General features: G+C 24.2%; 15 protein-coding genes and 1 pseudogene. 3 read left to right on the forward strand and 13 right to left on the reverse strand.

Annotated elements, in window-relative coordinates:
* Positions 1–2 precede the first annotated feature (2 nt).
* From T380_RS0102975 to rpsL, 6 genes are all read right to left on the reverse strand, one after another.
* The gene (locus T380_RS0102975) at positions 3–641 is read right to left on the reverse strand and encodes a uracil-DNA glycosylase (RefSeq protein ID WP_036436991.1); all 639 of its coding nucleotides are present in this window, start codon (positions 639–641) and stop codon (positions 3–5) included.
* Complete coding sequence (pheS, locus tag T380_RS0102980) at positions 634–1,584, reverse strand: phenylalanine--tRNA ligase subunit alpha (RefSeq protein WP_027334415.1); 951 nt, start codon at positions 1,582–1,584, stop codon at positions 634–636. The genes T380_RS0102975 and pheS overlap by 8 nt, the downstream gene beginning before the upstream one ends.
* A complete protein-coding gene (locus T380_RS0102985; RefSeq protein ID WP_027334416.1) occupies positions 1,575–2,801 on the reverse strand; it encodes a replication-associated recombination protein A in 1,227 nt (408 codons plus the stop codon). The genes pheS and T380_RS0102985 overlap by 10 nt, the downstream gene beginning before the upstream one ends.
* A gap of 131 nt (positions 2,802–2,932) precedes the next feature.
* Positions 2,933–5,020 (reverse strand): elongation factor G, encoded by a 2,088-nt coding sequence (gene fusA / locus T380_RS0102990; RefSeq protein ID WP_027334417.1) that lies wholly within the window; start codon positions 5,018–5,020, stop codon positions 2,933–2,935.
* A 3-nt stretch (positions 5,021–5,023) separates the two neighbouring features.
* A complete protein-coding gene (rpsG, locus tag T380_RS0102995; RefSeq protein WP_027334418.1) occupies positions 5,024–5,494 on the reverse strand; it encodes a 30S ribosomal protein S7 in 471 nt (156 codons plus the stop codon).
* Positions 5,495–5,519: 25 nt separating this feature from the next.
* A complete protein-coding gene (gene rpsL / locus T380_RS0103000) occupies positions 5,520–5,936 on the reverse strand; it encodes a 30S ribosomal protein S12 (protein WP_027334419.1) in 417 nt (138 codons plus the stop codon).
* A gap of 926 nt (positions 5,937–6,862) precedes the next feature.
* Between rpsL and T380_RS04520 the strand changes: the two are divergent.
* From T380_RS04520 to T380_RS0103020, 3 genes and pseudogenes are all read left to right on the forward strand, one after another.
* Positions 6,863–8,123 (forward strand): annotated as a pseudogene (locus T380_RS04520) (Dam family site-specific DNA-(adenine-N6)-methyltransferase).
* Positions 8,110–8,949 carry a hypothetical protein gene (locus T380_RS0103015; RefSeq protein ID WP_027334420.1) on the forward strand — a complete coding sequence of 280 codons (840 nt, stop codon included), beginning with the start codon at positions 8,110–8,112 and terminating at the stop codon, positions 8,947–8,949. Before T380_RS04520 ends, T380_RS0103015 begins: the two are co-directional and overlap by 14 nt.
* A complete protein-coding gene (locus T380_RS0103020; protein ID WP_027334421.1) occupies positions 8,950–9,663 on the forward strand; it encodes a hypothetical protein in 714 nt (237 codons plus the stop codon).
* Between the two features lie 321 nt (positions 9,664–9,984).
* Here T380_RS0103020 and mf1 read toward each other — a convergent pair whose 3' ends face one another.
* From mf1 to T380_RS04400, 7 genes are all read right to left on the reverse strand, one after another.
* Positions 9,985–10,734 carry a diacylglycerol cholinephosphotransferase Mf1 gene (gene mf1 / locus T380_RS0103025; RefSeq protein WP_027334422.1) on the reverse strand — a complete coding sequence of 250 codons (750 nt, stop codon included), beginning with the start codon at positions 10,732–10,734 and terminating at the stop codon, positions 9,985–9,987.
* The gene (locus T380_RS0103030) at positions 10,727–12,550 is read right to left on the reverse strand and encodes an aminotransferase class I/II-fold pyridoxal phosphate-dependent enzyme (protein WP_027334423.1); all 1,824 of its coding nucleotides are present in this window, start codon (positions 12,548–12,550) and stop codon (positions 10,727–10,729) included. Before T380_RS0103030 ends, mf1 begins: the two co-directional genes overlap by 8 nt.
* A 12-nt stretch (positions 12,551–12,562) precedes the next feature.
* A complete protein-coding gene (locus T380_RS0103035) occupies positions 12,563–13,606 on the reverse strand; it encodes a DUF1015 family protein (protein WP_027334424.1) in 1,044 nt (347 codons plus the stop codon).
* Positions 13,607–14,104: 498 nt separating this feature from the next.
* Positions 14,105–17,755 (reverse strand): Mbov_0119 family protein, encoded by a 3,651-nt coding sequence (locus T380_RS0103040; RefSeq protein ID WP_027334425.1) that lies wholly within the window; start codon positions 17,753–17,755, stop codon positions 14,105–14,107.
* Positions 17,756–18,285: 530 nt separating this feature from the next.
* Positions 18,286–19,683, reverse strand: a complete 1,398-nt coding sequence (locus T380_RS04030) for an ABC transporter permease (protein WP_156930203.1) — start codon at positions 19,681–19,683, stop codon at positions 18,286–18,288.
* An 8-nt stretch (positions 19,684–19,691) separates the two neighbouring features.
* Positions 19,692–20,513 (reverse strand): ABC transporter ATP-binding protein, encoded by an 822-nt coding sequence (locus T380_RS0103050; protein WP_084259846.1) that lies wholly within the window; start codon positions 20,511–20,513, stop codon positions 19,692–19,694.
* A gap of 341 nt (positions 20,514–20,854) precedes the next feature.
* The coding region (locus T380_RS04400; RefSeq protein ID WP_027334427.1) for a hypothetical protein at positions 20,855–21,739 on the reverse strand (885 nt) is incomplete at its 5' end.

Consider the following 21,739-nt stretch of genomic DNA (forward strand, 5'->3'; position numbering starts at 1 on the left):
CTTTATAGATTTCAGTTTATTGGTTTTTTCAATATTTTTTCAAGATTATCATTGATTTGTTTAAAAATATGCTTATCTTTAAAATTTCTATAATAACCTAATGGTGAAGGGTGAGAATTATTTAAAATAATATGTTTTGATAAATCAATATCTTTTACAAATTCTTTAGCTTTTATTCCTCAAATACAAATTATTAATTCACTATTATTTTCAATAATATACTTAAAAATATTTTTAGTTAATTTATATCAACCAATTTTTTCGTGAGACAATGGTTGATTTTCCTCAACCGACAAAATTGTATTTAATAATAAAACTCCTTGATTTGCTCACTTGTCTAAACAATTTGTACTATATGTAAAATCTGGATAATCTTTCTTTATTTCTAAAAAAATATTTTTCAATGACTTAGGTAAAATAGTTTTACTACTAAATGCCAATCCATCAGCTACGCCAGAAATATAATAAGGGTCTTGACCAATTATTATAACTTTCAAATCATTAAAATTGGTTTTTTCAAAAACACTAAAAATATCATTATCACTAGGAAAAATATTTCTTGTTTTTCTTAGTATTTTTATCTTATCAAGAATTTCTTTTACATATTCTTTTTCTAATTCTTGTTTAACATAATTAATCATTTTTAAATTGTTCTAGGAATTGTAAATCATTTGAATAAAATTCACGAATATCTGTTATATTATACTTTATCATTGTTAATCGTTCAATACCAATACCGGCAGCAAATCCATTCATATCATTTGTATATCCTGCTTTTTCCATAACATTAGGATGAATCATTCCAGCTCCTAAAATTTCAACTCATTTATTATTATAGTAAACATCAACCTCTACACTAGGTTCCGTGAATGGGAAATAACTTGGCCTTAAACGAATTTTAACTTCTTGTTCCAATACATAAGAAAGTAAATCTGTAAGGGTTTGAATTAAATCTGGAAAACTAATTTTACCAACACCAACAAAATCTAGTTGAGTAAATTGATGCGAGTGAGTGGCGTCATCTTCATCTTTTCTATATACTTTACCAATTGTAAAATTATAAAATGATTTATTTTTGTTTTTTTCTAATTCCCTAGCACTCACACCTGTATTATGAGTGCGTAATAAATTGTTTTCATCAATATAAAGTGAATCATGCATATCTCTTGCTGGGTGGTTTTTTGCAATATTTAGCTGTTCAAAATTATAATGATCCGACTCTATTTCTCCATAATTTGCTTCATAATAATTATTTTGTAAAAATCAAGTTTTTAAACGATTAATAACTAATGTAATTGGGTGTAGTGAACCTTGATTGTTTATTGGTTCAAACATATCCACAACATCATTTTCCATTATATTTTTAACCCTAAGTTCTTCAACATAGATTGCGGCTTTTTCAAAAAAATCATCTAATTTCCTTTTAAGAATCCCTAATTCTTTCCCATATTTCTTCTTTTCATCATTATTGGCATTTTTTATTTTTTGTTGTAAATTTCATAACTCGCTATTTTCACCATAAGCTTTATTTTTTGCATTTTTTAAATCTTCAAGATTTTTAATATTACTTAAATCTAATTCCATTTTTTCTCCTTGATCAATCTTTTAATATTATCTCAATATTGTTTATAATTTTGCTCATTTTTCGAGTTACCAAATTCAAAAAATTTTACACTTTTTAATTCATTAGGTAGGTATGATTGTTCAACATAATTATAGGGAAAATCATGTGGATATTTATAATCAATTCCATAACCAAGTTTATTAGCAGATTTATAATGAGCATCCTTTAAATGAATTGGTGTATCATATATTTTTCCATTTTCAACATAGTTGTATGCATTATTGATACTTTTATATGAAGAATTTGATTTAGGAGCTAAGCAAAGTTCACAAATTATAAAACCAAGCGGAATTTTAGCTTCCGGCATACCCAAACGTTCAATTGCCCTAATGGCACAATCTACCCTTATTTGAGTATTAGGACTTGCTAAACCAATATCCTCATAAGACATTGCAATTATTCTTCTAATAAGGCCATCTATGTCACCTGTTTTTAAAATTAAAGAGGCATAATATAATGAAGCATCAACATCACTACCCCTTAGAGATTTATGGAATGCGCTTAAATTATTGTAGTGTGAAGTTGAATTTTTATCAGAAAAAAAGTTAATATTAGGAATAATTGTTTTTATTAGCTCTTGTGTAATTTCTTGATTTGGATAAATATTTTGTATAAATTGTAAGTTATTTAAAATATTTCTATAATCTCCACTTGATGAATCTATTAAGGAATTTAAATTTTCATTTGAAATTTTAAATGTAAAAACTTTGTTTTCAAAATGTTTTAAAATGCCTTTTTTAATATCTTCCAGATCTAATTTTTTAAATTCTAAAATTTTTAACCTACTTCTTAATGCGGGATTAACTTTAAAATATGGGTTCTCAGTAGTTGTTGCAAAAATATAATTTTTATCATGTTCTAGGTATGATAATAAAATGTCTTGTTTATCTTTGTTTAATCTATGGATCTCATCAATTATGACTATTTTATTGTCATGAAGTTTTTCTATAAGATCAGATTTTGAATCAACGGCAGCATTAAATAATGAATAGCTGTAATTAAATTCATTAGCTAAAGCTATGGCGCAACTTGTTTTACCAATTCCTGGTTCACCAAAAAAAAGATAACTAGTTAAAAAATTATTCTTCTTCGCTTCTTTTAAAAGTTTAATAATATTTTTTTGACCGATGACATCATCTAAATATTTAGGTCTTAATAAATTTGCTAAGTTTTCCATAATAATATTTTATATTAATAGATAATTAAATATTCAATATATTAATTAATAAATTAAACACATAAATTTAACTTTTTCAATAAAAAATACTCATTTTTTAAAGAAAAAGAAAAAATCTAGCAAACGCTAGATTAGTCTTCGATTTCTTTAACATTACGTTTCTTAATGATTTCGTCGGAAATATTTTTTGGACATTTTTCGTAATGATCAAATTGCATTTGATAAGTACCACGACCAGCTGTCATACTACGCAAATCTGTTGCATATCCAAACATTTCTGAAAGAGGAACATTTGCTCTCATTATGTGTGCTCCATCATTTCTTGTTTCATTATCTTTAATTTGTCCACGACGACGAGATAAATCACCCATAACATCGCCAAAATAATCTTCCGGAACAACCACGGCAACATCCATAATAGGTTCTAAAAGTATAGTTCCTAATGCTGTTTTTGCTTTAGTTAGAGCTTTAGAAGCAGCTATTTTATATGCTAATTCAGATGAATCGACTTCATGGTAAGAACCATCAAAAAGAGTTGCTTTAATATCAATCATAGGATAACCAGCTAAAATACCAGCAGCCATTTTTTCTTCAAGTCCTTTTTGAATTGATTTAATATATTGACTAGGAATTTTACCTCCAACAATTTTATCAACAAATTCAAATCCTTTGTCATGGTTAGGTTCAAATTCAATTCAAACATGCCCATATTGGCCACGACCACCTGATTGTTTAATATGTTTTCCTTCAACTTTAGATGATTGTGTAATAGTTTCACGATAACTTACTTGAGGCGCACCAACTTTTGCTTGAACACCGAATTCACGTTTTAGACGATCAACAATAATATCTAAGTGAAGTTCACCCATACCAGCAATTATTGTTTGACCAGTTTCTTCATCAGTATATGTTCTAAATGTAGGATCTTCTGCAGCTAATTTTTGTAGTCCTAATGAAAGTTTTTCAGTTGCAGCTTTTGATTCAGGTTCTAGAGCTTGCGAAATAACTGGCTCTGGGAAAACCATTTTTTCTAAGATAAAATGTTGCCCTTTTTCAGAAACTAAAGTATCACCAGTTGTTGTAGTTTTTAACCCAACGGCAGCAGCAATATCTCCAGCTCTAACTTCATCAATTTCTTGACGTGAGTTAGCATGCATTTGTAAAATTCTACCTATTCTTTCTTTAGAATCTTTTGTAGAGTTATAAACATATGTTCCTTTATTTAATACTCCTGAGTACACCCTGAAGAATGTAATAGTTCCAACAAATGGGTCAGTTGCAACTTTAAATGCTAAAGCAGTAAATTCGGAATCATCAGATGCATGTATGTCCACTATATTATCGTTTAGGTGGGCTTTAATAGGAGGAACATCTAGTGGGCTAGGCATGTAATCAACAACTGCATCAAGCACAGCTTTAATACCTTTGTTTTTAAAAGCTGTTCCACATAAAGCGGGGAAAAATTCTGCAGTTAGTGTTGCTTTTCTTATTGCCTTTTTCAATTCTTCAACAGATATTTCTTCACCTTCAAGAACTTTCATCATTAATTCATCATCATATGAAGCAACTGCTTCAATTAGTTCTTGACGTTTAATTTTAGCGATTTCTAATAAATCACCAGGAATAGCAATTTCTTTTGCATTTTCTTCTTGTTTTCCATCAAATTCTCAAGCCTTCATTTCAACAAGATCTATGTGGCCTGTATAGTTACTTTCAGCTCCTATAGGTCATGCAATTGCAACCGCATTTCCATTTAAGCGATCTTTAACAGATTTTACTGATGCAGCAAAATCTGCTCCAGCTTTATCCATTTTATTAACAAAAACAATTCTTGGTACTTTGTAATTTGTCGCTTGTCTTCAAACTGTTTCAGTTTGTGGTTCAACCCCAGATTGAGCATCTAAAACAGCAACAGCACTATCCAATACTCTTAGTGAACGCTCAACTTCTACAGTAAAATCAACGTGTCCAGGAGTATCTATTATATTAATTCTTTTTCCTTTTCAAAATGCGGTTGTAGCAGCTGATGTAATTGTAATACCACGTTCTTGTTCTTGAGCCATTCAATCCATTTGAGAAGCACCTTCATGGGTTTCTCCAATTTTATGAATTTTACCAGTATGAAATAAAATACGTTCAGTGGTTGTTGTTTTACCGGCGTCTATATGAGCCATTATACCGATATTACGGTAATCTTTCAATTGATATTCTCTAGCCATATATTATCATCTAAAGTGAGCGAACGCCTTGTTGGCTTCAGCCATTTTATGCGTATCTTCACGTTTTTTGATAGCCCCCCCTGTTTTATTTGCTGCATCAATAATTTCGTTAGCAAGTTTTATATCCATCGTTTTTTCGTTTCTTAAACGTGCATATTGAACAAGTCAACGAAGTGCAAGAGTTTGTTTACGACGTTTCGCAACTTCACAAGGCACTTGATAGTTTGTGCCCCCAACTCTTCTTGTTCTTACCTCTAATTGAGGGGTAATATTTTCAATTGCTTGATTAAATACTTCCATAGGATCTTTATTTGTTTTGGTTTTTACTGTTTCAAATGCTGAATATAAAATATTTTGTGCAATTGATTTTTTACCATCAAGCATAATAGTATTAATTAATTTTGTAATTAAAACTGAATTAAATACTGGATCTGCTAGCACCTGTCTTATAGGTGCGGTTCTTTTTCTTGACATATTTCTCCTTTATATTTATAAAAAATTATTTTTCTTTTTCTCTTTTTGCACCATAAAGACTACGGCCTTGTTTACGTTTAGCAACACCAGCTGTATCTTGGGTTCCACGAACAATATGATATCTAACCCCTGGTAAGTCCTTTACACGACCCCCACGAATTAAAACTACCGAGTGTTCTTGTAAGTTATGACCTTCACCCGGAATATATGCTGTTACTTCCATACCGTTAGATAACTTAACACGAGCATATCTACGTAAAGCTGAGTTAGGTTTTTTAGGTGTCATTGTTGCGACACGAGTACATACTCCTCTTTTAAATGGTGAGTTAATTTTTTTAGGTCTTTTTTCTAATGAATTGTAAGTTATTCCCAATGCAGGAGCATTAGGTTTTTTTGTTTTAAAATTACGACCATTAGTTACTAATTGGTTAATTGTTGGCATTAAATTCCTTTCTATAATAATAATTTTTTTATTATACACTATAACGGGTCCGTGTGTATCGAAAAAATAAAAAAAATAAATGTTATTATCGCTTTTTACTTCATGATTATCACTAACCAAACAATTAAAATGCTTTTAGATGATTTTTTCTTAAATTCCTTATTATTTTAAATATTTATTGTGGTACAAATGAAAGTAAAAATGAATCATTTATTTTAGTTTAATATTTTTTTCATATATAAGTCATTAGCGCAAATACAACATATTTTAATATTCATAAATTTATGAAAAAATTATTTATTTAAACAATTATTAAATTATGTAGGAATATCTATATTACTATTTAATTCCATTACTTATTCTATTCTGATATTTCAAAAATTTATTTATTAGTCACCTATTAAAATGAGTTTAAAAATAAATAATTTCTTTATAAAAATAGTCATTAAATATTTTAAATATCAACTTAAAAAGTAATAATGCATTAAAATGAAATGAAACGCAAAGAAAAAATAATTGATAATATAAATATCAATTTATACAATATTAGGATTTTAAAAATAACATCATGTTGTATAATCATCAATATGAGTTTTACAATTAAGAATATGGATTGCTTAAAGTTAATAAAAGAGTTAAAAATGGAATTTAAATCACCTATTTTTGACGCAATAATTACCGATCCTCCTTACAATATTTCAAGAAAAAATAATTTTAAAACATTAGGAAGAGCAGGGATTCATTTTGGAGAATGAGATATTAATTTTGATCAAAAATATTGAATCAAAGAGGTTGAACCTTTATTAAAACAAGGGGGATCAATTATCATTTTTAATGATTGAAAAAACTTAGGAGTTATCGCTAATTTTTTAGAAGAATTAAATTTTGAAGTTAAGGATATTATTAGATGAATTAAAAATAATCCAATGCCAAGAAACATTGAAAGAAGGTATGTTACAGATTATGAATTTGCTTTATGAGCAACAAAAACTAATAAAAAATGAACATTTAATAAAACCAAATCTAAAAAATACTTAAGGCCAGAATATAAAGTTTCTATTGTTGCTAAATCAGATGAAAAAATTCACCCAACACAAAAACCGGTTAATTTAATAGAACAAATTATAAAAATTCATACCAATAAAAATGATTTAATTTTTGATCCTTTTATGGGTTCGGGTTCCACATGTATTGCATGTTTAAAAAGCAAAAGAAATTTTTATGGTTGCGAAATAAATGAAATTTTTTTTAAAAAAGCAAAAAATAGAATTGAGAAATTTTCTTTTTCAATGAATAATAATTCTTTTATGACTCGATCTCCTTTATATTATCTTGGCGATAAATATAAATTAGCGCCCAAAATGCTAGAGATTTTCCCTAAAAATATTAGTGAATTTTTTGATGTTTTTGCGGGGGGGCTCGCTCTTAGGGTATATTAATAGTAAAAAATATGTTTTTAACGATATTAATCCACACATAATTTCTTTAGTTGAATTTTTATATAAAGAAGATGAAATAAAAATACTTAATAGTATTGAAAAAATAATTTCTGAATATAAATTATTTTTAGAAATTGAAAATAATAAAAAACAAATAAATAAAGAAAATTATAATCTACTCAAAAAACATTACAATCAAATAATTAATAAAAATCAATATAAAGCTAAAGTTATGCTTTTAACTTTGGTTTTTTTAGGATTTAATAGTCAAATTAGATTTAACAAGAAAAATGAATTTAATATACCTGCCGGAAAACAAGAATTCAACATTAATAGAAAAAGAATTTTTTTAGATTATGTTTCAAAAATAAAACACAAAACTGTTCAATTTACAAATAATGATTTTAAATTCATTTATAAACTTCTAGAAAATGATGAAATTGATAAAAATGCATTTTTTTATTTTGATCCACCATACCTTATTACAAATGCTACTTATAACAATATTTGAAGCAATAAAGAAGAAAATGATTTATTAAATTTATTAGAAGAATTAAATAATAGAAAAATAAAATGAGCTCTATCAAATGTCTTTTATTCAAATGGCAAAAATAATATGAATTTAATTAATTGATCTAAAAAATACAATGTTTATTACTTAGATAAAACCTATAAATATTCAAATTATCAAAGAAAAAACATCGGTAAGGATGTAGAGGTGTTAATAACAAATTATGAAGAAAGATAGTTTTAATAAATTTGGAGGGACAGAAATGAGGACGGGTAAACCAATTCCCCATTATTGTTCAATACTTGGTTGAATGTGCGATATTCTTAATAATAAAGAAAATAAAGAAATTAATTTAAACAAATTAAATCAGGAATTTATAGAACATGTGAGACAAGATGAAATTTATAATTATAATGATTCAAAAATAAAAAGTAGATTTCAATTTATTTCGGGACATTTAAAAAAATGAGGTTTTCTAAAACATAACCCAATTAGTTTAAATATTGATAAAGAAATTTTTTTTAGTAATAAAACTTGTAAAGAAGATATTTTTCTAAAAAAAATGTATTTAAATTGGAATGAATTTAGTTCTATGATAAATTTCATTATTGATCAAGAATTAGATTACAAAATTAACATAAAAAAACTTAGGTGGGCTTTTTCGGTTTTTGACTATAAAAAAGATTCTTTTAATAATTTGTATGAAATGGATGAAAATCATATTTTGGAAGAGATATGAAAACAAGAAAAAATACAGACTGTAAAAAAGATTTTCAGGAAACCGCCTAAAGAGTTAAAATTATTAGAGAAGATTAGTGAGTTAATACAAAATAATAAAAGATTAGATGAAAATACATGAAAAAAATATTATTTAACAATAAAAAAATTTAAATACATTAACCTATTACTAAAAATTCGTAAAAAATGAAAAAATATTAATTATGTAAATTTAATAAACAATTATATTGATAATCATACTAATAAAGAATTTTTAAAAGATATAAAATTTTTATCAATTAAAGAAAATATAGATAAAGAATATGAAGATATGTTTTCTAGATAAATGTATGATTTAAAGATTATTTACAATAAAAATATTAGAGAAATTACAAAAAGAGATATATTAAAATTCATTGATTTAGATTTATTAAAGAAAATTAATGAAGAAAATATTTATTCAAGCAATCTTTATAAACCAAAATGTTTTAATGAAGTAAAATTTCCTCTTGATATTGAACAAACAAAAAAGGTGTTGGAAGGCATTCAGGAAAGTAATTTTAATATTGCTGCAAAATATAATAATGAATTTAAAAATATTCAACATTCTATAATTGCTGAGTATATGGTTAACTTATTTTTTGCTCATAAATTAAAACTGACTGTTACTCAATTTAGAAAAAGTTGTCACACAAGCATGGACATCAATCTTATCCCTTTATTTACAGCAAAAGGTGGATCCCCAGATTTTGATTGATATGATGAAAGAAAAAATATTCAATATATCATTGAAACAACTATTCATAAAACACCAAACGATGTTATAAAAAACGAGAGTTTTACAATAATGAACCATGCAACATCTGTTTTAGGAAAAAATAGTCAAAATTCTAAATTAAAGTTATTTTTTATTAATTTTTTAAATTTTAAGACGGAAAAATTAAAAAATGACGTTGAATTAGCTTTTAATTCTTTATTTGATTCATTTTTAAAAGACATTAAAAATAAAATTTTATATAAATTAAGTTTTAAAGAATTAACTTATTTTAATGAAACGTAAAAATACTTTATAGTGTAAATTAAGTAATTAAACACAAAAAACATAGCCTCAATATAAATAAATATTTAACACAAATTTTGATAATTAGCGCAAAAACATAGATAAACTAATGAAAAATTTTTCTAAATAAATTTAAATTAGATTTTCTTGAAATAAACTATAAAATTAATATTTTATTTTCTTTTCTAAAAAAAATATAGGTCAAAAGACAAAAATATATAATTTAGCGATACTAAATATAATAAAAATATATTAAAAATTGTATTTAAATTTATTTAGTTATGCACCCATTAAATGTTTAATTTGATAATAAAAGTAATTCTATTTTTTTCTTTTTGTTGTAAATACATTCATATCATACATTCCTAAATGTTCTGATAATTTAAATTTAATAGGAATTTGTCAATTGACTCCATAATTTTTTACAAGGGCATTTTCTCAATTTTTAGGAATTTTAACTTTGATATCTTCAAATTTTTCAAATTCATAATCTGAAAAATCAATTTCATTATAAACATTACAATATACATCTTTTTTTGATGGTCAAAATATGATCATTTCTAAATTTCCATTTTCATCATAAAGCTGCTCTCAAGCATCATTAAATAAGATTTTTTTTCATAATAATGTTCATCATAAAAAACATTTCAAAAACTTTATACCTCATTGGCATTTAAAAGTTCTACGATAAGTAAATGTTCTTAAATAACGTATTTTGGTATTTAATGATAGAAACTTTTTTATATTTTTTTTATTAGTTTTTACAACTACAAATAAATCAAGAAACACAGCATCTATATTTGTATCATTATCATTAGAAAATTTAGAAACTAATAAAAAATTATTACTATTATAATTATGTTTAATTTTATGACTATAATTTTCTAACAAAAAATCATATGTTTTTTTAGGTATTATTAAATCTATATCATCATCCCAAGGAATAAACCCTTTATGCCTTTTGGCGCCCAAAAGCGTTCCATAAAATACAAAATATTCAAGGTTATGTTTATCTGCTATTTCAATAAATTCTTTTAAAAGTTCCAAAACTTTTATTTGTTTATTAGTCATTAAACCCTTTCTGAAAGAATGCTTGGACATTTTTTATAAAAGTACCATTATCTGAATCATCTCTTATTGCTACACGTATTCATTGTTTTTTTGTATTTAATATTTTAGGCGTTAAATCTTTTATAAAGATGTTATGATTTAACATTTCAATACAAAAATCTTTTGATGTTCCTTTTAATAATTCAATAGTAACATAATTTGCTTCACTTGGAATAACTCTAAATTGATCTATTTTTTTTAATTTATTAACAAATGTTGTTCTTGACTTTTTAATTTTTTTTATTGCTAAATCATAATCTTTTTTATACTTTTCGTATATTTGTAGATAATATTCTGCAAATGAATTTATATTCCAAATTGAAATACTTTTTTTAATTTTTTTAATTATTTTTTCATCACTTGATGCCAAAATCCCTAACCTAAGGCCAGGTATTCCATATGACTTACTAATTGATTTTATAACAATCATATTATTGAATTCATTTAATATTTCATCATTAATTAATGTATTATTTTCCTCAGTTGCAAAATCCGCAAAACTCTCATCATAAACAAAGAAAATATTATTATCTTTTGTTCATTTAGCTATTTTTAAAACATCTTCTTTAGATATATAATTACCAGTAGGGTTATCAGGATTTATTAATATAAAAACTTTTAACTTTTTGTCATTAAAAAAATTTATTATCGCATTTGCATCATATGCAAAATTATTATTGTTTGGATAATAAGGTACAGGATTTAATTTTTTAAAACGATTTGGATATTCTTCAAATGTTGGCCTTATAAAACCCGCATTACCTTCAAGATCTTCTATCACTATTTTTATTAATTCTGCAGCACCATTACCTACAACGATATGTTCTTTATCGATGTTAAAAATTTTTGCACAAAGATTAGAATTAACATTTATCCCTGATGGATATTGACTAATAAGATTTAAAAAATTATACTTAATTTCATCAATCATTTTTGGTGTAGGAAAATAAGGATTAACTAAATAACAAAAATCAATGAGTTTTGGATAGCGTCAATATCCTCCATATCTTAATTGGAATTTTGTAAGTTTTTTTTCGCCATTTGAAAAAATAGATTCTGCTATTTCTAAATCTTGTTCATCATCAATTTCATACCATTTATCACTATTATTAATAATCTTTGCTTTTAATATGTTTGGTTGATCAATAACTATATTTTCTAAAACAGATTCATAATAATCATTTTTTCCATACTTTTCCATATATTTTTCCAAATAGGGGAAATAAACATTTTTTGAAAAATTTTTTCCAAACTTATAAATGTTTATTGTCTTAAAATAATTATTCGCTTTTGAAAATAAAAATTTTGATTTATCTATAAAATTTTTAATTTTACAATCTTTATTTATTTCTAAACAAGTTCCATCCATTCATGGTTTAAACTTATCTACCAATATTAAATTTTGCTCTTTGTCTTCAATTAATAAATCTATAATTTTTTCATCAAAAATTAAATCAGACTCTAAAAGAATTAGATCTTCTTCTATCGCTTCTTTCTTTGCTAGATAATATGAATAAATATTATTTGTTTTATTAAAATGTATATTTTCAATAAACTCGATTTTAGTATTAATGTTAATTTTTTTAATAAATTGCTTAAATTCATCAGCTTTATATCCAACAACAATGACAATTTTAGAAAAATTTTTCTTATCTAAAATGGTTAACATTCTTTCGATTAGTGAAATATCATTTATTTTTACCATTGATTTTGTTTTATTATTTGTTATATTTTTTAATCTACTACCAGTTCCGGCCGCTAAAATAATCGCTTTCATAGTTTCCTCCAATTATTTGTATTTCTTAAAAACTAAAAACGATGGGAATTTAGGTACAAAGCAAGTTGATTTAGGGGGCAAAATGTAATCGTGATTAGCTAATTCAATAAAACTATTGACATCAATTGGAACTGTTTCTATTAAAATATCATTACTTTTCATAATGTTTTTTACTTTTTCTAATTCATAATCAGGAATAAATTCAACACATCCTAAATCTTGAATTCTAAAAGCTGTAGTAATGATTTGTGTATTTAATTTATATATATCATTGTTTCAAAACATATTATCATCATTATTATTTAGCTTAACAATAAACGAATTATTTTGATATGTTATTCGAACATATCCTTTTTTTAATTCGTTATTATCACTAATTTTTAAAAATTTAGATATAAACTTTTTACCCATTTCAAATGTTTGACCATCGACATTTCTAATTAGTCTATGTATTGATAAAATTTTTATTTGATTAAATGACATAAAACAGGTTAAGATAGATTTTTTATTTTTTAAAAAAGAAGTTGAATAAAATCTATGATGTCCATCAGCAATTCACATTTTTTTTATGTTTTTAAATTTATTTATAATATTTTTAGCTTCATTTTTAGTATATAAATAAAGAACAATATTACCAAAATCGTATTTCTTATCATAAGTTTTTTTGTTAATTATTTCCTCAAAATTAATGTTTTCTTTATAAGTTATAAAAACAGGATTTGCTTCAGAATTATATAAATTTGTATTACTAATCATTCCTTGTATTATATTAGGGTATACCAATTCATGAGAAATGATGTTTTTATTTTTATATTCTTCCATATCCAAATCAGCTATTAGTCCATAATAATCATTGTTTTTAAAAATATAAATAGAGTTTGTATTTTTCTCTATTTTTTCTTCATTCAATTGTCTTTTAACCTTATCTGTTAAAAATAATGTTTTATTATTAAATACTATTTTTGATTTTTTTATGTTAGCTAAATTAATATAATTATGATTATAAATATTTCCAGATTTATTGATATAACTTTCTTTTATAACTAATATTTTCATTTTTACCCTGAACTTATTAATTAATTATATATTATATAGTTATTTAATAAGATAAATAATTTATTAGATTTTATTAAATTTTAATCCTCTTTATAATTTATATAAATTTATGCAATAAAAAATAAAAGGACTTAATATGAAAATAAAAATTAAGATAAATAGACTCATAAATTCGCTTTTATCATTTTATGATTCAAAACTTTTAATATAATGAAATATAAAACCAAAATTTAATAAATACATAGATAAAGAGTTTTAAACCCGCAACAACAAAACGATTGCTTAATTTGTAATTAATGGTTGGTTATTATATATTTTTACATAAATTTTTAGTTACTCATTTGGTAAATTTTATCCATTATTTATTTTTTGTTTAATTTTTTATGTTTTACATTGCGGACAAAACTTTCTTCTTGCAAATTTTATTGTTTTTCATCAATAATATTTTTATGACAATGACTTAAAAAACTAGGATAACCTAGTTTTTTTATAAACAATTTAATTAAAATTTCACTCGTGTTGTGTATCTAAATCGGGAATCCTAAATTCACAATCTTTTCTATCTAAATTATTTTCTTTAAATCATTCAGACATTAAATAGAAATGCATGTCTAGGCTTCTTATGATTTGAGTTTTATTTTTATTCACTATAGTTTTACCATCAATTGGATCTTTCATAGATGCAAAATCTGCTCAATCTTTTAAATAATAAGTATATTTAAAAGGAATAACATCGCTATTATTAAATGCTGTTGTGATGTTTTCTAATTGCATATTTTTATCATTTATATCATCTCATGTTAGGTCAATAAAATAGAATTTTTTATCTTTATTAGAATAATACATATTATATGCATGAGGTTCAACTTGATTTGTTTTCGTAAATGCCTTTGATGAATATTCATTTTTATTAACATCATAATAATTAATATCACCAGTAGTATATATTACATTTAAATTTAAAAATTGAGAAAATAGTGCCATAACTCTAGCATATGTTTCACATACCCCTAAAACTTTTTTGTTTTTTTCTGGCGTTAATGAATAAACAGCAGGATTTCTCATAGTTAAATCTGGTTTTCTTGTTTTTATTTCATTAGCTGTTTTAGCAAAATCATAATTCATTCTTCAAATAATAAAATTATGTAAACTCCTTAGGGCTTGTTCTCGAGTAAAATTTTTAGAAATAATATAAGGTAATGAATCAATTACATATTGACGCAATGCTTTTCATTCAGATTTTTTATGTCTATATACAATATTAGTTCCCTTTACTTCCGGACTACCCAACATTGCTAAAACGTTACCATCGTTAGATTCGGCAGTAGCATTAAAATAACCATATATACCAGTTAGCAATGTTGTATTTATTTTCATTCATGCAAGTCGCAAATGTTTGTCGCGAATTTTTATTCCATTTATTTCGGAATTATTATCAAACTTCTTTTTAAATTTTTCTCAATCAGGATTATTGAAAAAATAATCTCTCACTTTTGATGGATTATTCAAATCATAAAGACCACCGTTTTCAAAAATCTCTTGTCTTATTTTTTTAATTTGTTCATTTGGAGCCTTATTAATAAAATCGAAATTATTTATATCAAAATGAAAACCATCTTTAGTAGGATCAAATGCTAAGTCTCTATTTCTACATTGTAATTCTACAAATTTTTTAATATCATTAACTATTTGCTTCACATAGTAAATATTTGTATGTAAAAAATCTTTTTCATATTGTTTACAAAAATCAACAAATTTTTTAAATGAATTAGGTTCAGTTAAAAAATAATTATAAATGAAACCAAAATGTTGTTTTGTGTGATCAAATTCAATAACACCATTAGAATTAATGTCTAAATCCATTTTATTTCTTGTTTGCGAATCGAAAAAGTTAAATAAACTAGTCAAATATAAATAATTATTTTGATATATATCACAATTGAATTTAGCTATGCTTGATAATGAATAATCTTCATTGTTATCTGATGGCGAACCAAATAAATTAATTAATTCATTTCAATACTCAAGTATTTCTTGTTCTTCTGGAATATTTGTTTGAACATTGATATTTGTGGGATGAATCGGTTTAGAAAAAATTAAATCAAAATTATTTTTTAGTTTTGCCTTATTATCTTTTCTTCATGATTCGTCAACTTCTGGTTCAATATTTTTATGAACAGGGTTTGAAGAACTCAAAAAAGGCTTTTCATTTAATTCGGTTATTAATGATGAAGTATGATTTTTTGATTGTTCTTCTTTTTTAGTCTTAGTAGATGGTTTTGGTGACACGGGTTTTACTGGATTTGGTTTAACGGGAGATGGAACAGGATTTACATTAATTGGCGACTTGTTTGTTACATCAACAGGATTTAATACAAAAGAACGTGGAGTAAAATAGTCAATTTTTGGATAACGTAATTCATTTTTTAAAGATGGCAAATGATAATAATCGTTATTATCAAATCATGATCTAACATAATTTGTAAATCTAATATATAAAGAAATATTTCTATTGTAATTATTATTAAATTTAGCAAAATTTTCTCAGTCACTAAATATTAATTTCCTATTGTAAAAATATGGAACAATTGTATCAGATAACATCGAACTCATTGGCTGATTTTTTAATTTTGCTAACTCATAATCACTATTATCTGTGTAGGTTAAATCAACATATTTTCATGAATTTGTTTTATCATCAAAGACATTATTTCATGCATGCGGTTCTCCCGCAAGCCCCGTTATGTAATTAGCTTTAATATCAGCAAATGTGGTAAATAGTAAGAAAAGTCTAGAATAAGATTCACATACACCTTTACCTTTTAGGTGTTTTAAATATGTTTTTGTAATGTCATTAGTTAAAGTATATGGGCTACGAATATTTCAATTTGATGCTGTTTTATCTGCGGCGAATTCCCTTCATGCATATTTTAATCTATGCATAATTCAATTAGAAATAGCTCTTGTTTTTTGTTCGTTTGTAAATTTATTAGAAATAATTTTAGGAAGATTATCAATAGCCATTTGCTTAATTGCTTGATATTCTTTTTTTGCATATCTATTAGGTGTATTTATGGATTTCAAAATAATTCTTTGTTGATCATCTAATCCTAAAAATTTATTATAAATATTATTGTTATATGTCCCATCATATCCAAAATATTTTGGATCATTTAATAAACCATCTAAAAGTTTTTCATCATTAGAATCACTTAATGAACTAAAAAAACCTCATAACCCTAAATAATCGCTAGATAATTTATAATAGGCGGCATATATATTTGTTTGAGAATTTGCTCGACTTTTATTATGAATCGTGCGATAAATATTATCATAATATTTTTTTCTTTCTTCCGGAATATCACTTCCTATGAAGTGAATATTTAAAAAACCCTCTTTTAACATAGCTTTTCTAACATTTTTTATATCATTAGTTGCACCTTCTTTAACATAAAGAAGTTCTTCATCGGGCTTAATATTATATGCATCAGCAATATCAAAAACTAAATCTTTATTATCATTTTGATAACTAATAAAACTTTCAATTTCATCCAAAATTTGGTTTGCTGAATTTGTTTGTTTAGAAGAATAACTAAATTTACGGGCTTGATTTGCATCTGCAATATTTAAAAAATTAAGTAAATATTTTAAATGCATAATTTTACCAATTTTTAAATCATTGTCGTTGCTTGCAGATTTTTTTTGTTCCGCTAAAAATTCTTCTAGACTTAAACGATAAAAGTCTTTATCAACAGAAGATTCATAATAATCATAATTACTATTAAAAATTTCATTTAATTCTTCTAATGTCTTCTTAGCACGTTCATGTATTAATAAACCATTTCCATTAAATAAATTTTTTTTATCAAATTTTTTATTTTGTTTATAGTTAAAAATTTTTAAAAATTCTTCATAAATTTCTTTTTGTTTGTCAGATTTTTCTCTTTTAACAGATGGCGCAGGCTTGGATATCACGGGAGTAGGTTGAGGTTTAATTTCTGGTTTTTTAATATCCGTTATCTCACTATCATCATTGTTTTTAGTGTTCGGTTTATTATCATTTTTACATGATATAGATAAATTAGCTCCAATAATTATTATTGGTAAACTCATTAAACATAATTTTATTTTTGTAATCTTTCTTTTCATTTTTTTCCTTTTTTGTTTATTAATTTTTTATTGTTTTTTTATTTTCAAACAAAATATCTCTAATACAAGATTATATAAAAAGATGGTTTTTAAATTAGATTTTTGAATTTTACCACAAATCATATAGCCTCATCAAATAGCAAACTATATTATATCCGCATAACTTATTACTCATTAATATATTTTATTTATTTAAATTTCTAAATATATTCTTTATAAAAAGAACATGATCTTTTAATTAATCTTAAAGTTTTTTTGGAAATTTATAATTATGTACATTGAATTTATCGAGTAAAAATGAACCTCATTTTTATTTACGTTAATGACATATTTGTAGTAGAAAATAATAAACTATTAAACATTTAAATATTGGATAAATGGTTAATAAATTAAATATGAATTTAGATTTATGATGATATAAATTACAATTTATTTAATTAACATTTTTTAGTTCTTCTTTTTATATATCATTTAAATCAATTTACGATTTTAACTAAAAAACTATTAAATTTCTTTATATTTTAAAATTATTATCTTGTATTTCAACTAAATGATTTTTGAGCAGAGGCCATCAATACGATAATTCAAACAAATGGTAATATAAAATTTAAAATATTTTCAATTACCGATCCTATCGTTATAATTGAATCTTTATTTAAATTACCATGGTTCAATTCTATTAATGAATTATTGAAAAATTTAAATTCATTAATAAAATTGTCATTATTCATAAGTTTTCCAAGATTAGAATTTTCTAAAGCCGGTTTTAATGAATGATAATCAAATATGATCGGAGGAGTTGTATTTAAAGCATTAATAGTTTTATAACATTCATTCACCTTAAAAATATTATACGAATTAAATTGAATACCTAAATTAGATGTCTTACTTAAAACATCTGGTTGAGTAAAAATGGAATCCTTTAAAGAAGTTAATGCAGCAATTCCGGCCAAATCATGTTTTTGTTCTAATTGTTTAAGAGCATTAGCATAATTTCCGACACTTCTAATGTAATTAGAGATATCTGCTATAGAATAAATAGTTGAACTTTGAGAACTAAAGTTATTAGTCATTTCTATTGGTGTTTTCAAATCATTCAATATTACCGATGCTGAAATATTATTTATGTTATAAATGGTTGATAAATTTGCCCGACCTTGAAACGCCATTGTGTTTTGAATAATTGGACTTTTAAAGGGGGTAATATATGCTAAATATCACATACTTTTAACATTAGCTATTTGTGCTAATGGTAAAACTTGTCCACTCAAAAACATTGTAATTATTAGTAAAGAGCTACCAATAGCTTGAATCATTAATATAGATTTTGAAAAACTAACAATAAATAAACCGACAGCAACACTTACAAAAGTAAGGATTACAAAACTATATAAATAGCCAACCCATTCAATTCTTGAAAAGATACTTTTTAAACTACTTATGTGAAAATCTATAATTATTTTAGCACCATTTAAATCAATAGCCGATGTTTGTTCTATTCTTCCCGCATTTCAATATCTACCAAATATTATTAAAGCAACAAGCATGGTTCACAAACCTGAAATAATCATAATTATGAAATAATATAACGCTATATAAATTAGAAATGTTAACGGTTTAACATTTGTTGCCCCAATTCTTTTTAATAGAGTAGATTTTTTAAACTCAAAAATCGCTGTAGGTAAAGAAACACAAGCTATAGCTAATGGGCCAATACTTATAGTACTACCTAGAACCATTTCATAATTAAAAATAGTACCTAAAATGATTGTAAAAACTATTGGATATCCAAAAGCAAAAAAAGGTCCTACAAAAGCTTTCCAAAAATGTTTATTTATAATACTTCAAATACCTAAAAAAGTTCCATTATTAACTGTTTTGTTATTTTTATTTTTTTCATAATTAGTAAATGTATCTTTTCTAACCATAACACCTCCTAAATGTAGTAATCAAGACATTTTTCAACAGAACCAAATTCTTGTTCAGCTTCTTCTTTGGTTTTATCATAAATTACTTTTCCTTTATTGATGATAACAATTCTGTCTGCTAATGTTTTTATTTCATTTATATCATGAGAAACAAGTAAAAGTGTATTATTGTTAGCTTTAATAAAATCTTTTAAAAAGTACATAAGTCTTGTTTTAATTTTAATATCAAGCCCAGTGCTTAATTCGTCCAAGATTAATAACTCTGGTTTATTAATAATAGCTAATAGGGCATTTAATCTTTGATGTTGCCCCCCGCTCAATGATGCGGCTTTGTTATTAAGAAATTCATCAATCCCGAATATCTTTTCAATCTTTTTTAATTCATCTTCATCAGTTATATTTCCATATATTTTGTTAACTGATTTAATAACATCATTAACGGTTAATCCTTGTGGATATGATGAGTCTTGAAATTGAATACCAATCTTCCCATTACTATTGTTTTCTTCATTTTTATCGAAGAAATATTTAATTTTCCCGCTCGTTGGTTTTGAAATACCAACTATCATTTCAACTAATGTAGTTTTCCCGGCCCCGTTACTTCCTAATAGAGCAACATTTTGATTTTTATAAATATCCAAACTCAAATCATTAATTGCTTTGAACTTAACTTTTTTTATTTTGAACTCTTTTACTAAATTAGAAATTTCTATTATTTTTTTCATGTCATAATTTCGCTTTTTAATAACGTCAAAAGTTGTAGTTTTATTTTCGTGTTCCACTAAGTTATTCAAGAAATCATCTACTATTTTTTTACTATTTTCCAACATATATTCTCTTTGTATTTTTAATGTTTTATTTTAGTTTATAAAATAACCAAACCTTAATATATATACTAATTATAGTATATATCTATATAAAATATATATTTGCCTTTAAACAATGCATTATAAAAATATAAATATCATATCTTGTAATAAGTAAACATGATATTTATTATATTGAATGAAATATCAAGAAAAAACTTTATATGACACAATATAATGTTAAATATTATTTATTTAGTTTAATAAGTATCTAATAAAATTATGATATTTATATTAAGATGATGTGTAAATAAAAAATAATAAAAAAGATAAATCGCAAAAGAATAATTTTGCAATTCTGATATTTATTTTATACTCTCGAATAATTCATTTAAAAATGAAATAGATCTTCGTTTATTTTTATTTTCGTTTAATATTTTTTTAATTTCTTTATTGGAACTTGAACCTTCAAAGATAATTTGACTATTTTCTTCTCTTTCTACCTTAGCTAAAATAAGTGTTAAATTATTTTTATCAGGTTCTTCAAATAATGATATATTTTCATTTTCAAAATATCTTTCATATCCTTTTATAATATTTTTAACTTTATTTGATTCATCATTAATATCTTTTACCTCAATATAAAAATAATGGTCTATATTATTTGAATTTACTTTAATAACAAAATCAGGATATGAAGCAGCAATACTTGCCGCCTCATCTAAGTATTCAAAATATAATCCGTGAAAAACAGGATTCTTTGTTCATACTTTTATTTTGTATTTACTATTTTCATTATTATTAATAATTCTTTCTTTTAATTTTTTTAAAAAATTGAACTCAATTTTTGAATCAAAGTAATTAATATTTTCATTGTTTTTTGTTTTTGATTTAATATTTTCATAAGCATATTCTTTTGAGGCGATATCAGCTTTATCAGTATTTTCTAATATAAAAAATTCACTAGAGTTTGGCAATTTTTCTTTTGTTTTAATTTTGTATAATTCATTTTTTTCAATATTACTTGAATCATTAATAGTTTTAAAAAATATGTGTTTAATTTCTTTTAATTTAGTTATGGAAATAATAGTTCACATAAGATTAATTGAAAAATTGTTTTCAATAATGTTATTTTCAATAATGTTTTTATTTTCGTTATTTAATTCACCAAAAAATCATCTTTCAATTTCAGAAATAATATCTTTATTAAAATATTTTTTATTTTCTATTAAGAAATTTTCCTTATACAT

Source organism: Mycoplasma elephantis ATCC 51980, assembly GCF_000687815.1.
Classification (GTDB): Bacteria; Bacillota_I; Bacilli_A; order Mycoplasmatales; family Metamycoplasmataceae; genus Mycoplasma_H; species Mycoplasma_H elephantis.